The organism is Microcoleus sp. PH2017_34_RAT_O_A, assembly GCF_020737885.1.
GTDB lineage: Bacteria > Cyanobacteriota > Cyanobacteriia > Cyanobacteriales > Microcoleaceae > Microcoleus.
Genome location: NZ_JAEQDD010000014.1, coordinates 1 through 13093 on the forward strand (window position 1 = coordinate 1; position 13093 = coordinate 13093).

At 43.9% G+C, this 13093-nt stretch carries 15 protein-coding genes and 2 pseudogenes; 11 read left to right on the top strand and 6 right to left on the bottom strand.

The window, feature by feature from the left end:
• Positions 1-223: pseudogene (locus JGK11_RS06865) on the top strand (photosystem II q(b) protein); the annotation flags it as partial.
• Positions 224-571: 348 nt separating this feature from the next.
• Positions 572-1153 (top strand): Uma2 family endonuclease, encoded by a 582-nt coding sequence (locus tag JGK11_RS06870; protein ID WP_293196437.1) that lies wholly within the window; start codon positions 572-574, stop codon positions 1151-1153.
• A gap of 75 nt (positions 1154-1228) precedes the next feature.
• Here the strand turns inward: JGK11_RS06870 and JGK11_RS06875 are convergent, their stop codons facing one another.
• On the bottom strand, positions 1229-2599 hold the full coding sequence (locus JGK11_RS06875) for an ATP-binding protein (RefSeq protein WP_293211074.1): 1371 nt from the start codon (positions 2597-2599) through the stop codon (positions 1229-1231).
• Positions 2600-2899: 300 nt separating this feature from the next.
• On the opposite strand from JGK11_RS06875, the gene JGK11_RS06880 reads away from it, so the two are divergent.
• Positions 2900-3778, top strand: a complete 879-nt coding sequence (locus tag JGK11_RS06880) for a hypothetical protein (RefSeq protein WP_293180785.1) — start codon at positions 2900-2902, stop codon at positions 3776-3778.
• Between the two features lie 102 nt (positions 3779-3880).
• Here the strand turns inward: JGK11_RS06880 and JGK11_RS06885 are convergent, their stop codons facing one another.
• From JGK11_RS06885 to JGK11_RS06895, 3 genes are all read right to left on the bottom strand, one after another.
• Positions 3881-4276, bottom strand: coding sequence for an ACP S-malonyltransferase (locus tag JGK11_RS06885; protein ID WP_293180782.1), 396 nt, complete (start codon positions 4274-4276; stop codon positions 3881-3883).
• Entirely contained in the window at positions 4273-4647 is a 375-nt protein-coding gene (locus JGK11_RS06890) for a DUF433 domain-containing protein (protein WP_293180779.1), read from the bottom strand. Before JGK11_RS06890 ends, JGK11_RS06885 begins: the two co-directional genes overlap by 4 nt.
• A gap of 158 nt (positions 4648-4805) precedes the next feature.
• A complete protein-coding gene (locus JGK11_RS06895) occupies positions 4806-5327 on the bottom strand; it encodes a hypothetical protein (protein WP_293211076.1) in 522 nt (173 codons plus the stop codon).
• Between the two features lie 267 nt (positions 5328-5594).
• Between JGK11_RS06895 and JGK11_RS06900 the strand changes: the two genes are divergently transcribed.
• Positions 5595-5804: a hypothetical protein gene (locus tag JGK11_RS06900; protein ID WP_293180773.1), complete on the top strand. Its 210-nt coding sequence runs from the start codon at positions 5595-5597 to the stop codon at positions 5802-5804.
• A 220-nt stretch (positions 5805-6024) separates the two neighbouring features.
• A complete protein-coding gene (locus JGK11_RS06905) occupies positions 6025-6759 on the top strand; it encodes a calcium-binding protein (RefSeq protein ID WP_293180770.1) in 735 nt (244 codons plus the stop codon).
• 191 nt (positions 6760-6950) lie between these two features.
• Here the strand turns inward: JGK11_RS06905 and JGK11_RS06910 are convergent, their stop codons facing one another.
• Positions 6951-7112 carry a hypothetical protein gene (locus JGK11_RS06910; RefSeq protein ID WP_293211078.1) on the bottom strand — a complete coding sequence of 54 codons (162 nt, stop codon included), beginning with the start codon at positions 7110-7112 and terminating at the stop codon, positions 6951-6953.
• Between the two features lie 215 nt (positions 7113-7327).
• On the opposite strand from JGK11_RS06910, the pseudogene truB reads away from it, so the two are divergent.
• The 6 genes and pseudogenes from truB to JGK11_RS06940 all read left to right on the top strand — a co-directional run.
• A pseudogene (gene truB / locus JGK11_RS06915) lies at positions 7328-8248 on the top strand (tRNA pseudouridine(55) synthase TruB); the annotation flags it as partial.
• A 17-nt stretch (positions 8249-8265) separates the two neighbouring features.
• Entirely contained in the window at positions 8266-8685 is a 420-nt protein-coding gene (locus tag JGK11_RS06920; RefSeq protein ID WP_293180761.1) for an NAD(P)-binding domain-containing protein, read from the top strand.
• Positions 8678-8908 carry a hypothetical protein gene (locus tag JGK11_RS06925; protein WP_293180758.1) on the top strand — a complete coding sequence of 77 codons (231 nt, stop codon included), beginning with the start codon at positions 8678-8680 and terminating at the stop codon, positions 8906-8908. The genes JGK11_RS06920 and JGK11_RS06925 overlap by 8 nt, the downstream gene beginning before the upstream one ends.
• A 10-nt stretch (positions 8909-8918) precedes the next feature.
• Positions 8919-9143: a membrane protein insertion efficiency factor YidD gene (gene yidD, locus JGK11_RS06930; protein WP_293180755.1), complete on the top strand. Its 225-nt coding sequence runs from the start codon at positions 8919-8921 to the stop codon at positions 9141-9143.
• Positions 9144-9537: 394 nt separating this feature from the next.
• Complete coding sequence (locus JGK11_RS06935; protein WP_293180752.1) at positions 9538-10752, top strand: response regulator; 1215 nt, start codon at positions 9538-9540, stop codon at positions 10750-10752.
• Positions 10753-10956: 204 nt separating this feature from the next.
• Positions 10957-11955, top strand: a complete 999-nt coding sequence (locus JGK11_RS06940; RefSeq protein ID WP_293180806.1) for a glycosyltransferase — start codon at positions 10957-10959, stop codon at positions 11953-11955.
• Between the two features lie 144 nt (positions 11956-12099).
• On the opposite strand, the gene JGK11_RS06945 is transcribed toward JGK11_RS06940, so the two are convergent.
• Complete coding sequence (locus JGK11_RS06945; RefSeq protein ID WP_293180749.1) at positions 12100-12945, bottom strand: class I SAM-dependent methyltransferase; 846 nt, start codon at positions 12943-12945, stop codon at positions 12100-12102.
• Positions 12946-13093: the final 148 nt, after the last annotated feature.

Here is a 13093-nt window from a genome sequence, read left to right on the forward strand (position 1 = left end):
TTTGGGTATCTCCACAATGGCTTTCAACTTGAACGGTTTCAACTTCAACCAATCGATTATCGACTCACAAGGTCGCGTCATCAACACCTGGGCTGATGTTATCAACCGCGCTAACTTGGGTATGGAAGTAATGCACGAGCGCAATGCTCACAACTTCCCACTCGACTTGGCTGCTGGCGAAACAACTCCAGTTGCTTTGGTTGCTCCTTCCATCAACGGTTAATTTTTAACCTTAGATTGACAAAAAGCGCTCCTAGAAATAGGGGCGCTTTTTGTTTGGGGAAAAATAATTTTGGGAACGATCAGACTCGGCGGTTGAAACCGCGTCTACACAAACAAAGTCTGCCTCCGCAGACTAAAGAATAGAATATTAGACTCGGCGGTTGAAACCGCGTCTGCATAAACAAAGTCTGCCTCCGCAGACTAAAGAATAGAATATTAGACTCGGCGGTTGAAACCGCGTCTACACAAACAAAGTCTGCCTCCGCAGACTAAAGAATAGAATATTAAGATAGACTCCAAGTTTTGGAAGTCGTATATTATGGAAGAGCGATCGTAAAAGGTAAGTCAAATGGTTGTCGCAATTTCTAAAGCAGGATTGGGTACAGGTGCGGCTTTCCTGTCAAACGTGACATGGGAGACTCTGGAAAAGTTGGATGCAGATTTGGCGGAAACAGGGGCGCGTTTAACTTATTTGGATGGGTGTTTAGAAATTATGGCTCCTTTATCTGATGCTCATGAAGAACCTAAAAATACTTTAGGTCAGGTTTTAGAAATGTATATGCGGACGAAAGACATTCGTTTCTATGGGCGCGGTAGTACAACTATCGGGATGAAGGAGTTGGGTGCACGGAAAGAACCAGATGAGTCTTATTGTTTGGGTACGCGCAAGTCGGTTCCAGATTTGGCGATCGAGGTGACAGTGACAAGTGGTGGAATTGATACGCTGGAAATCTATCGTCGGGTGGGTGTGCAGGAGGTTTGGTTCTGGGAGGATGGGGTAATTTCGGTTTATTGTTTGCGCTCTACGGGGTATGAGTTGGTTAGTAAGAGTGAACTTTTGCCGGAGTTGGATTTGCGATCGATCGAGTTTTATTCGCGGATGGCGGATCAATATGATGCGGTGAATGCTTTTGTGCGATCGATGATTTAACAAACCCGGCGGTTGAAACCGCGTCTACAAAAACAAAGTCTGCCTCCGCAGACTAAGAAATAAATGGGTGGAATGTTACTTGGATTGAATATATTCTTTAAATACAGGATTAATCTGAAATTGCGATCGCCCTCCTACTAACATTTTTTGCACTAAGCCACGCCGCGCTAAAGATTGTATGGCTTGCCACAATTGCGATCGGGATAATTCACTATCTGCTGGTGCGTGGGAAATATCTACCGCATCATCTTGACTTGCTAACCAGTAGAACGCCTTTTTTTCCGAGTCTGATAAACGCTCTAGGTGAGATTCTAAAAGGGGTTCTAAGTCACCTAAAAATAAATCTGTTCCATCCGCTAAAAACAGGGAAACGCTACCATCAAATAATTCCCAAATTGTTGCAGCGATGATATTTAGCCAGGAAGGATGTCCTTGATAAAAGGCGATCAAGTCTGACCATTTTTCCTCATCAGCTAATCCTTTTTCTCTGATAATTTCTGCGGCTTGTTCTCCTAAGCCTTTGAGGTGTAATGTTCGTGCGGGTCGGTTTAGTGCTTCTAAAGCAGTAATTTCTCTGGGTTTTTCCCAACTGAGGAGGATTAAACAACTCTGATGAGAGGATGTGGCAATTTGTTTGAAAAATTTGCCGTAATCTTCATAGCCTGTTAAATATTGACCTGCTAATTGACTGCTACTAAAAATATTTTGTACGTCATCAAGGATTACTAAACAGCGAGAGGATCGGAAATAATCGATGATTGTGGGTAATGGGGGTTGTGGCGATCGCCCAAAAAATTGCTTGAGTTCGGTTTGGAGGCTTAAAAGTGTGGGTGTGTTGGTGAGACTTAACCAAATAATATAATCAAATTCGGTTTGAATTTGTTCGATGAGTTTGAGGGCGATCGCGCTTTTGCCAATTCCACTTAAGCCGTAGACGGTAATCAGGCGGGTGTGGGCTTGTAATATCCATTGTTTGAGGGTGGAGAGTTCTGAGGTGCGATCGTAAAAGTAAGTTAATTCGGGTGCGTCTGTTAAATCGATGATTGGGGGTTGACTGTTGTTTTGGGGAGAGTTAGGGGGAATGGGCGATCTGATTTTTGTATCTTCAATAGTTTGTATAAATTGACCCCCGATGTTAATATTATCAATTTGTAATAAACAGTGACCTAATTGGGAAGCTTGAGAAACTCTATACTTTTTCTCTAACTTAGAACGAAAATTTAATTTATTAAGGTCTTCTCCTAATTCCTCACGCAACTTTTCCCATAACTTAGCCGCTTCTTTTTTTACGTGAGATTCACTACAATGGAAGTCTTTAGCGATTTGAGGATATTTTTGTCTTTGCCAAACACCCATCAGTATTGCTTCCTGTATAGGTGTAAGATGTTCTCCAGTTTTGTCAAAAATCGAATTATTCGCCCATTCTACAACATCTTCAACATTCATGGGTCTGGGTTGAGTGCGGTTGAATGTACTATATCCTACTAAATCCTACTTTGTCAACTGAATTGTACCAAATCCTACTAAATTGGTTCGGGATGGTTAGAAAAATTGGGTACTAAATCCGACTCTTTTGAGTTGTCAAAGCTAAAACCGACAAAATATAATCATTGAATAAAAATAAAACACAATCGAATTCAATAAAGTTGAAGTAGTGTTTTATAACCTATATAAATTATTCTGCTCTTGCTCAAGCCCAATTAATGACTTTTCTGAACAATGAGGATAGTCAAGAGAAATAACATTATGAAAAAATTGGCTATTATTGCGACCACACTCGGCTTTTTGTCTCCTCTGTTCTTTTCAGGTACAGCCCAAGCACAATCCCTTGCCTCCAAAAGAGTATGCCTCCAGAGTGGTAAGTATGTAGTCTTCGCTCAACAGCCTGTGTTTTTTGGTGCGTGGAATGTTCAGGGTTTATTGAATTACTGGCTTCCTCCAGAGCTAAGGAAACCAGGTGGAGATATATTACCAGGACAAGGTATTACAAATACGGAACTTTCCCACGAACATATCTTCTTCTGCGATAGTGGTGAGATAGTTGATAACATTGGTTTTGGTCCAGAAGGAAGGTTCAAATACTCCAAAAATTCACTTAACAGTGGGAAAGAACCTAACGGGGGTAACGTAAATAATTTCGTGCCAATCGATCGTGAGAAATATAATCCTAATATTGTGCGTTTAGTTGTGAGCGAGTTCCGTAGAATTCTTCCAGATCGATGTGTACTTCAACCAAGAGATGGTAAATACGAGCTAATCGGAAATAACTGCCAGAACTTCACAGCAAAGATTAGAGAGGAATATTGGCGTAAAATGTTTGTAGGTACATGGAGAGGAAATGGTTACACTTGTGAAAGAGGAGGATTAACAGAAGAAGTACAGATTTCTGTTAGTGGTAATTCTCTAGTTGCCAAAAAGATTATAGGTGATAACTGTGTACCAGCAGGAAATATAACTTTTCAAGGAACAATTCCCCAATCTGTATCAAAGGGTAGTTCTTTTTCTGTCACTTTTAAGACTGGTTGGCCAGATAGACCAGCTTGTTGCTCTGCTGAAAATCAGCTAAGTATTGTAGATGCAAATACATTTACTGCTTGGGGTATTAGGTTTACTAGAATTGATTAATTGAAATTAAATTCAAACTTCATAAGTAGCAGAAGAAGCGCGATCGCAATATCTATTGGTAATCAAATTGCGATCGCACTTCTTCAACAATCTCGACCAACCTCATGGGATGAAAAGCCGACTTACACCCATATAGCCATTAATACCAAGCACAATCTCTATTAGACTCTCAACACAACGTTCTCGATATTCCGAATCATTCAGTAATCTATCAGCATTTCCAATCGTAATCACAGGTAATGAATTAGGAGTATTTTCTTCGCGCATTACTTGTTCCAAAGAATCCTTACCTTTCATACTGCGATTAGCTGTGAGCAAAATCATCTTATTTTCTTGAGCAAGCCGCCAAACTACTCTATCATCGCTATTGATGGGTAATTCCATTTGTGCAAAGGTGACAAAACGAATTGGGATGATATCAAGCCAACCTTGATTAGCAATAGAACCAAAGAAAATTATGGCGTGTCCGTTGAGATTATGATCTATCAAAAAAATCATGCTTTAGCCTCACGTTTTGCCTTAGCCGCTCGAAGTTTTTCCCAAGCCACTTCCGTTCCTGGTTTTGGTGGTTGCGCCGCAATTCGAGCAATCAGATCGCGATTTTTTTCTTCGTAGTATAGTCGCAGTTCCTCAGCTTCCTTAAGAACAATTTGATACTCGGCTTCAACATCAGCGCGATTTGCCTCAATATAAGCTAAAGCTGCGTTAATTTGTTCTTCTGTAAGGTCAAATAATCCTCTGATAAACTTAGGCGGATATTGAGCCGTCACATAGTCCATGATGTCGTAGATAGTGATGCGCGTACCTGCGATGGACAGTCCTCTTTCTGTACGGATAATCGCTGTTTGTTCGTTCGATAGGGTTGTCATTTTTATAGCCTCCTAGAAGTTATTTTTATATGGCAATACGCTTGGGTTGACAAGGTAATTGCTCAGTACGCACCTTACTTAATTGAGAAATGCCATAATCTCTGCGATTGCTTCGCGGGGACAGCAATGACAAATAGCGCTAACCCAAGCCTATTTCTTTATATTGCTCGAAAACTCTGCACAAAATTCAGCCAGCGATCGACTTTATTACCAGTAATGTCTAAAATTGGGATAGAACGATTTCTCGATATTGGCCGCCCAGCCTCCTCCTGAGAATATTCGATCGCACTACGCTCTCGTTTGCCTAAACCGTAAGTGTTCGCAATATCTCCAGCCAACTGACAGGTGATTCGGAATGTCCCCATGCTAATTCTGCCATTTCCTGCCCTGTACTCCCAATCTCTAAAGCCAGCCCTAGGTATCTCCTGGCAATCAGCATAGGTCACCTCAAACATCTTAGCAATATGCACGTCATAGAGGCGCAACTGACCCCCATAGGCAGATTTTGTGGTGTCCGTCTCTGATACCGTAAGGGTATAGGTTCCTTCCCCGTGTTGCAGTCTCATCGGAAGCTTTGTCTGGGCGATCGCCCCCGGTATCCCCTCAATGACGGTGACATATCCCCAACTCATAGTAATAGCGGTCAAGCTGGTGAGGAATAATTCTTTCGCGCTTCTCATTTATCTCTTAAAAGCTATAGGCTACTTTTAACATATATTTAATTTTACTATAACTGTAATCTTTAATAAAAATTAAACCAGAAAGAATTGGTTTAAAGCCTGTCCCCGATCGGGAGAAATTAAAATCAGACTATTCATTACTCCAATCCTCGGACTTCCAGGTAGAGGTCGCTGTCCCAGGTCAACTGTCAACTGTCAACTGAATGAAGGTTATACCTAAATTTTATGTATTGAACCAACTGCCAAACTATAGGATCGTAACTATTGATGGGCAGATTTATTTCGTCAAAGGCGATCGGCTCGCTCAGCACTGAAATTGGACATCAAGAAATAATCAAACCAGGAGTGAGCCGTTGGTCAGACGCCGCTCCAAATATGCAATTTAAATGCAGAATTGTTTGCCAGCCAACGCTACTTGAATTTATCCTCAAACAAGCAACGCTGCTAACAGATTTTTTACCAGAAATAATTGGTTGAAAGCCTCTCACGAGTGAGGGAGAAATTAAAATCAGACTATTCATTACTCCAATCCTCGGACTTAAGGGTAGAAGTCGCTCTCAAACTGTCAACTGTCAACTGTCAACTGTCAACTGTTGAACACTTCCCCGCCTGAAGACACCTGGTGTTCGTGGTACTTTCTGTAACTTACGCTTTTAGGCTAAGTTAGAATGGCAAATTTCTACCAGTCTTCAAAACCATGCCATCAGCAGTACCAGTTAAGATCGTAATCACAACCCCAACCCCAACCAGCCCGGGTACCAGACCCGGAGGCTCTGCTACCGCTCGCAATGGCACCAGCGGCCCTGACTCCCTCAGCGGTACTGCCGGCGCTGACTTGATCTTCGGTTTGGGAGGCGCTGACAGCATTTTAGGTTTGGGGGGAGACGATAGCCTCTACGGCGGTGACGGCGACGACTCAATACAGGGCGACGCTGGTAATGATTTGCTGTTCGGCGGTGCAGCCCGCGACAGCGTTTTGGGCGGCGCGGGCGACGATACTTTCTACGGGGGGAAAGGTGCTGACTCGGTAAGCGGGGATGATGGCAATGATTTGCTGTTTGGCAACCAAGACAACGATACTTTGTTGGGCGGCGCGGGCAATGATACGTTTTTTGGCGGTGCCGGCGATGACTCGCTGTTTGGTGGCCTGGGCGATGATTGTTTGTCGGGCGATCGCGGCAGAGATACTTTAACTGGTGGCGCTGGGAATGATACTTTTTCGATCGGGCGATCGGCAGATGGCGATGTGATTACCGATTTTACTGTTGGTACGGATAAAATTCGCTTGAGAGCCGACCTCACTTTTGCCGAACTCACCATTTCTGCTGGGCCCGGAACCGTGCCGAGTACAATTGTTCAGTTTACAAGTACCAAGGAAACTCTGGCTACTGTATTGGGAGTTACTATCTCTCGGACGGACTTTATTTTTTAATTGGGAATGGGTAATGGGGATTGGGTAATGGCGAATTGGTAATTGGGCTGGCGGCTACTTGTAAGTTGTGAGTTGTGAGTTGTGAGTTGTTGATTAGTTAGACTAAAATGGTGCATCTCAATGCAAGCGAATATATCCGTAGGGGCGAAGCATGACCGCAGAAAATAGGAGATGATAACTAATAACTTATATCAGGTCATGCTTCGCCCTCTTCCTTGCGCCAGATGCACCCGACTAAAACTTGCCAAGGCTTGTAAGTAACGAAGTAATTTAAATAATTTTATTGTTTCTTGTTTCTTCTGCATTGTCAAGCCAGTTGTTTGATTTTCGACTATATCAATTAAACCTGTCACTACCCCTCTTCCCTTATATCCTAAGCAAAGCCTTTATAGCCCTCTTCGTTATTACCTAATTCCTTGACTCTTAAATCCGTTAAATCCGTTACATCCCGTACCTTGCTCTTGCTCGGGGAGCATCTCATTTTTGCAAAAAGCATTTTTTTTTACAGTGCGAGCTTAAGAGCTCGCGTATTGTACAATACGCGAGCTCTTAAGCTCGCACTACTACTCTCAATCTCAACAAACCTGCGGGCATGACATCTCACGACTGCGTGGGGCGAGTGCGCCGAATATTGACACTCAAACGAGTGGGGCACGGAGGAACTCTCGATCCGGCTGTGACTGGCGTTTTGCCGATCGCCCTGGGAAGAGCAACCAGACTGCTGCAATTCCTCCAACACCACAAAGCTTACCGAGGTACGATTCGGTTTGGCTTAACTACCGCTACGGACGATTTAGAAGGAGAAATCCTGAATTCTAAACCTGTCCCGGAGTTGAGTTTAGAACAAGTGCAAGCTGCACTGCCGAATTTTATCGGCAAAATAGAACAATTTCCGCCGAGTTTTAGTGCGGTTCAGGTGGGAGGAAAACGGCTTTATGAGTTAGCTAGAAAAGGCGAAACTGTGGAAGTTGCGGCTAGGAATGTTGAGGTGTTTCGGCTGGATATCTTGGATTGGCGGCCCGGCGATTTTCCAGAATTGGATTTGTCGATCGCCTGCGGGGCGGGTACTTACATTCGGGCGATCGCCCGGGACTTGGGCGCACTCTTGAATGCCGGCGGTACTTTGGCTGGTTTGACTCGCACCGAAAGCAGCGGTTTCTCGATCGACCAAAGTCTCACGTTTGAAGAATTAGAAGTGCAATTGCAGGAGAATACATTCAGCCCGATTTTGCCATCGGCGGTTTTGAGACACTTAGGTGCGATCGTCCTTTCTCCTGAATATACCAAACGCTGGTTTCAAGGACAGCGCCTCCCCATTCCCGAAATGGTGATCGCAGCAGAGGAAACTCTGAACAATTCCCCCGAAAACCCAATACCCGAACCTCCCTATCCCTTGCAGGTTTACGACCCTGATGGTAATTTTTTAGGTATTGGTCAAGTAGCAAACTCCGAAACAAGTACCATATTGTCTCCTCAAATTGTCTTTTAGCTATCCAAGAGGTAAAAATGAAAATAGGTATAATTGGCGCGGGAAATGTTGGCGGAACTCTCGGACGCATTTTAACAGCAAAAGGTCACTCCATTGTATTTGGCGTCAGAGATCCGCAGAGTGCAAAAGTGCAGTCTGCTGTGGAAGCTACAGGAGGAAATGCGCGAGCCGCTAGCGTTGGGGAAGCTGCAAGTCACGGTCAAGTTTCGATCTTAGCTACGCGTTGGAATGGCACGCAAGAGGCGATCGCACAAGCCGGAGATTTGACTGGCAAAATTATCATTGACGCAACTAACCCGATCGAGATGACACCCGCTGGACTTGCTGCTGGACTGACAATCGGATACACTACCTCCGCAGGCGAAGAAATTGCCAAATGGGCGATCGGAGCGCAAGTTGTGAAAGCGTTTAACAACATTGGCGCAAGCTGTGCGTGAAAACTTGCAGTTCGGTTCGCAAACAGCAACTGCTTTTATTTGCGGAGACAATGCAGATGCGAAGAAAATTGTCACCAATCTTGCGGAAGATATCGGATTTGAAGTTGTAGATGCAGGGACACTCAAACAAGCTAGATTGTTGGAACCTTTGGGGATGCTGTGGATTAACCTAGCTTTCAGCGGTATGGGACAAGATTTTGCGATTAATTTAATCAAGCGTTGAGGTCAAGATTGTGAAAGTATTGCTAATCGGATTAATTCGAGGCTACAAAATGGGGATTTCTCCTTATTTGCCTAACGCCTGTAGATTTCAGCCCACTTGTTCCCAATACGCGATCGAAGCCATAGAAAGATTTGGGGCGGCCCGCGGCGGAGCGATCGCAGTTAAGCGCATTTTGCGCTGTCATCCTTTTCATCCAGGGGGTTACGATCCCGTACCTCCCAAAGATAGTCATTAGTCATTAGTCATTAGTCATTAGTCATGTTTTGCTGTCCCCGCCGAGCGAACGTCCAACGTCCAACGTCATGTTTTGCCAGCGTCTCCCCCGAGCGAACGTCCAACGTCATTAGTTATTAGTCAACTGTCAACGCATCCTTATAGCTAAAACTCCCGAGGGGAATCATACCTTTTTGAGATTTGAGATTTAAGATTTCGGAATACCGGATCAATTAAGGATTTCGATCGCACTTATAGTTGCATTATTTTGGAGAAATTGTATGAATACCCGATCGGGTTAAACTAGCATCAGGTAATTTGTTATTTTGAACGCAATTCAGTAATATTACTGTTTTTTTCCCAAACTCAGCAGCGATATAATAGGGAAAACAGGAGTACAGGGAATGCGAGTTGATATGTCTGCTACCGCAATCGGGTACAAAATGCTTTCTCATACTTTGGCAGTCCTCAGCCAGAAACAAGCAACGGGAAAACTGCTATTAGAGCAAGGTGAGCAACAGTGGCAACTATACTTTTTTCAGGGTAGTTTGGTTTATGCCACAGGAGGAGCGCACAGAGCGAGGCGCTGGTACAGGGCTATTGGACAACACTGTCGCAACTTTCAAGTGGATCTTAGAGATCTCGAAGCTCGGGAACTGTGGGAATATCAACTGATTCAGCAAGGGCTAGCGGCCAGCGAAATGAGTTTGCAACAAGCTAAGGCGATCGTCCACAGCAGCGTTTCCGAAGTATTCTTTGCTCTGATCGGTCAATCGGGTTTGCGTCGGGAGTGGCGTCCGTCGGAAAAATATTTTTCTAAAGTAATCTCTTCTTTGCTGCTGTCTGTAACGGAAGTAGAACAAATTATGTACTCTACAGAACTAATTTGGCAGAAGTGGAAAGGCATGGGTTTGTGGCTGGTAGAACCAGAACAAGCACCCCTTTTAAAAGCGTCTGCCCAGTTGCAGGAAAATCGATTTAGTTCTAACTCTTTGATAGCTTTGGCTAACGTATTTAACGGCGAGAATACTCTTTGGGATATTGCATTGAAGAAAAAGCAGTGCGTGACAGTCGCAACTCGCGCTTTAGTTAATTACATGAAGCAGGGTTTAGTAAATTTCCGCACAGTACCAGACTTACCGTCGCCTATAGAACAGTGGCGCCTTGCTGCGTCGATGGCTGGGCAGGTTCGCCCTTTGATTGCCTGTATCGATGACAGTCCGACAGTATGCGAATTTTTACAGCAAATTTTATTGCCGGCGGGGTATCGAGTTCTAAAAATTCAAGATCCGATGGATGGAGTGGGCATCATTGCCAAACAAAAGCCTGCTTTAATTTTTATGGACGTGGTAATGCCGAAGACAAACGGCTTTGCTTTGTGTAATTTTTTGCGACAAACACCGAGTTTTCGGGAAACTCCGATCGTGTTTTTGACTGGTAAAGACAGTATAATCGATCGCACGCGAGCCAAACTTACAGGTGCTTCCGATTTTTTGAGCAAGCCGCCCAATCCGGAACAGGTTTTGCAAATAGCTCAGAAGTATTTAAAGGTAAAAGGCGATCGCAACCCTTTAGGAATTCGCCCCCACGATTTACTGAATTCGCGCCAACTTACTTTGGCAAATTCTTGAACCAAATTTATGCTCAAAAAGCATCGCTTATCCGGTGCGTCAGTCTCTGGCGCACCTTAGACGTATTATAATAAAGACGCAACTAGATTTGATAAATAAATCTTTGAGGCGCGAGTGTATAATTTTTCTGGATTTCACAGCCAGGGATTTTAGTAAATCCGCCCAGCCTGTATAGATTCTAATGCTTCGGACTTGATATTCATGATGAGCGATCGAACTCCGCAGGTAAGCGTGGTGATTCCGGCTTACAACTGTGCTGCTTACGTCGGCCAAGCCGTAGATAGCGTGCTGCACCAAACCTATACTGACTGGGAAATTATTGTAGTAGACGACGGTTCCCGAGACGACACCAAATTAGTTTTAGAGCAATATGGCGATCGCATTCGCTACATTTACCAACAAAATCAAGGAGTTTCCATTGCCCGAAATCGCGGCATCGAACTAGCGCAAGGAGAATTCATCGCCTTTCTCGATGCAGATGACTACTTTTTACCCGAGAAATTAGCAGCACAAATTGCTGTATTCAGAGCGCAACCAAATCTAGGAATAGTCCACAGCGGCTGGCGTCAAGTCAACAGCATAGGCGAACCTATCAAAGATGTCAAACCCTGGGAAAACGTCCCTAAATTAGACTTAGAAATGTGGCTGCGGTGGAAACCAGTATTGCCCAGCGCGATGATGTTTCGCCGCCATTGGTTAGAGCGAGCGGGCGGTTTCGATCCTCGATTTCCACCAGCCGAAGATACAGATTTAGCGCTGCGTTTAGCCTTAATGGGATGCGAAACAGAGTGGCTGCGACAAATAACAGTTTGCTACCGCCAGCACGAACAAAGTGCCATGTACAAAGGTTTACCGCAGGCTAAATCCTTGGCGGCGGTAATGGACAATTTTTTTGCGCGGCCCGAAGTGCCGGATAAAATACGTTTGTTGGAAAAGCAAATCAAGTACAGTACGTTGGTTTGGATTGCTTGGTATTTGCACCGCACCGGTCATCCTGTTGAGATGGCAGAATTTTTGCAGCGTTCTTGGAATTATACGCCTTATTTGCCAGTGGAAACAGTAATTAATTGGGCGGAGTGTTTTACGGAATTTTCGCAGGATACTGGCAATGAATTGGATGCAGATTTATTAACTCAATCTCCCGAATGGCAGCAGTTAATGCAGTGGACAATTCTCAGCAGCCATACTACAATAGGTTTGTAGTGAGGACTTTAGTCCTTCTTTCCGAGGACTAAAGTCCTCACTACGAACCTTTTTGTTACCAATTCCACCTCAGATTGGTAAATAAGGTTTTTTTAACGAACCGCGAAGACGCGAAGGACACGAAGAAAGAGAAGAGAAAAAGTGCTAAAGTTTTTTGGCAATATGAAATGCTGAAATATAGGAAGCTTTGATGATATTTTCGCAGTTTTTTGCTAACGCTTCCCGCAAACTTGCCAACAAAGAATTTTTCGTGCCATCGTCTAGCGCGATGTACTCTGAGTAAGTCTGCAAAAGATTCAGATAATCCTCAATGCTGTAGGTAATTTCACATACTAACTGTTCGTAAATTAAATCCTCGTACAGGCCTGAGTCGATGATATTTTGTCCGAGTTCTTTGATACTTTCTGCTTGATTGGCTCTTTCTTTGGCATGATATACTGCTAGAGACGGAGCTTGATTTTGATAAACTTCATCCAAAACTCGGTAAACTTCATCTTCTGGCAAAACTCCGGCATTCCAGAGCAAAATCAATGAACCTTTATCTTTTAATGCGGCGGCCGTTTTTTGATAGCGAATCTCCGGTGACACCCAATGAAAAGAAGTCGCCGCCAGTACAGCATTGAATTTATCAGCTTCTAATTCCCACTCTTCCAAAGTTTGATTTTTAATCTCTACAGATGGATAAGTTGCACAGTTTTGTTGTGCTAGCTGACAAGCTGGCTGACTGGGTTCGAGACAAAGCATTGCAAAACCTAATTCCGCAAACGGAACAGTGGCTATTCCGGGGCCACATCCGATTTCAAGAATGTTGGCATTTGAGGGGAGTTCGGCTAATTCAACAACGCGATTAATTAGTTGTTGAGGATAGCGCGGTCTAGTTTTGTGGTAGAAACCTGCGATTTGGCTGTACCAATTTTTTCGCTGTTCGTAACTGTAGGTGGCGATATATTCGCTATACCAATCTTGGGGTTTTTCTGATTTATTTGCCATTGTTAAATCTTTCTTTTCTCTTCTCCTCTCTTCCTTCGCGTCCTTTGCGTCTTCGCGGTTCGTTCAAACTACTTATATTAAAATGCGAGATTATCCTTCAGTTTCAGCTTCTGTAAAAATTGGCGGTCACAGTTCACAAATTGGCAAT

What these genes read in the sequence shown, in the direction of transcription:
- JGK11_RS06940 (WP_293180806.1), top strand. Translation starts at nt 10,957, where the DNA reads ATGAGCGATCGAACTCCGCAGGTAAGCGTGGTGATTCCGGCTTACAAC.
- JGK11_RS06880 (WP_293180785.1), top strand. Translation starts at nt 2,900, where the DNA reads ATGAAAAAATTGGCTATTATTGCGACCACACTCGGCTTTTTGTCTCCT.
- JGK11_RS06895 (WP_293211076.1), bottom strand. Translation starts at nt 5,327, where the DNA reads ATGAGAAGCGCGAAAGAATTATTCCTCACCAGCTTGACCGCTATTACT.
- JGK11_RS06905 (WP_293180770.1), top strand. Translation starts at nt 6,025, where the DNA reads ATGCCATCAGCAGTACCAGTTAAGATCGTAATCACAACCCCAACCCCA.
- JGK11_RS06870 (WP_293196437.1), top strand. Translation starts at nt 572, where the DNA reads ATGGTTGTCGCAATTTCTAAAGCAGGATTGGGTACAGGTGCGGCTTTC.
- JGK11_RS06885 (WP_293180782.1), bottom strand. Translation starts at nt 4,276, where the DNA reads ATGATTTTTTTGATAGATCATAATCTCAACGGACACGCCATAATTTTC.
- JGK11_RS06920 (WP_293180761.1), top strand. Translation starts at nt 8,266, where the DNA reads ATGAAAATAGGTATAATTGGCGCGGGAAATGTTGGCGGAACTCTCGGA.
- JGK11_RS06890 (WP_293180779.1), bottom strand. Translation starts at nt 4,647, where the DNA reads ATGACAACCCTATCGAACGAACAAACAGCGATTATCCGTACAGAAAGA.
- JGK11_RS06935 (WP_293180752.1), top strand. Translation starts at nt 9,538, where the DNA reads ATGTCTGCTACCGCAATCGGGTACAAAATGCTTTCTCATACTTTGGCA.
- JGK11_RS06945 (WP_293180749.1), bottom strand. Translation starts at nt 12,945, where the DNA reads ATGGCAAATAAATCAGAAAAACCCCAAGATTGGTATAGCGAATATATC.
- JGK11_RS06900 (WP_293180773.1), top strand. Translation starts at nt 5,595, where the DNA reads ATGGGCAGATTTATTTCGTCAAAGGCGATCGGCTCGCTCAGCACTGAA.
- JGK11_RS06875 (WP_293211074.1), bottom strand. Translation starts at nt 2,599, where the DNA reads ATGAATGTTGAAGATGTTGTAGAATGGGCGAATAATTCGATTTTTGAC.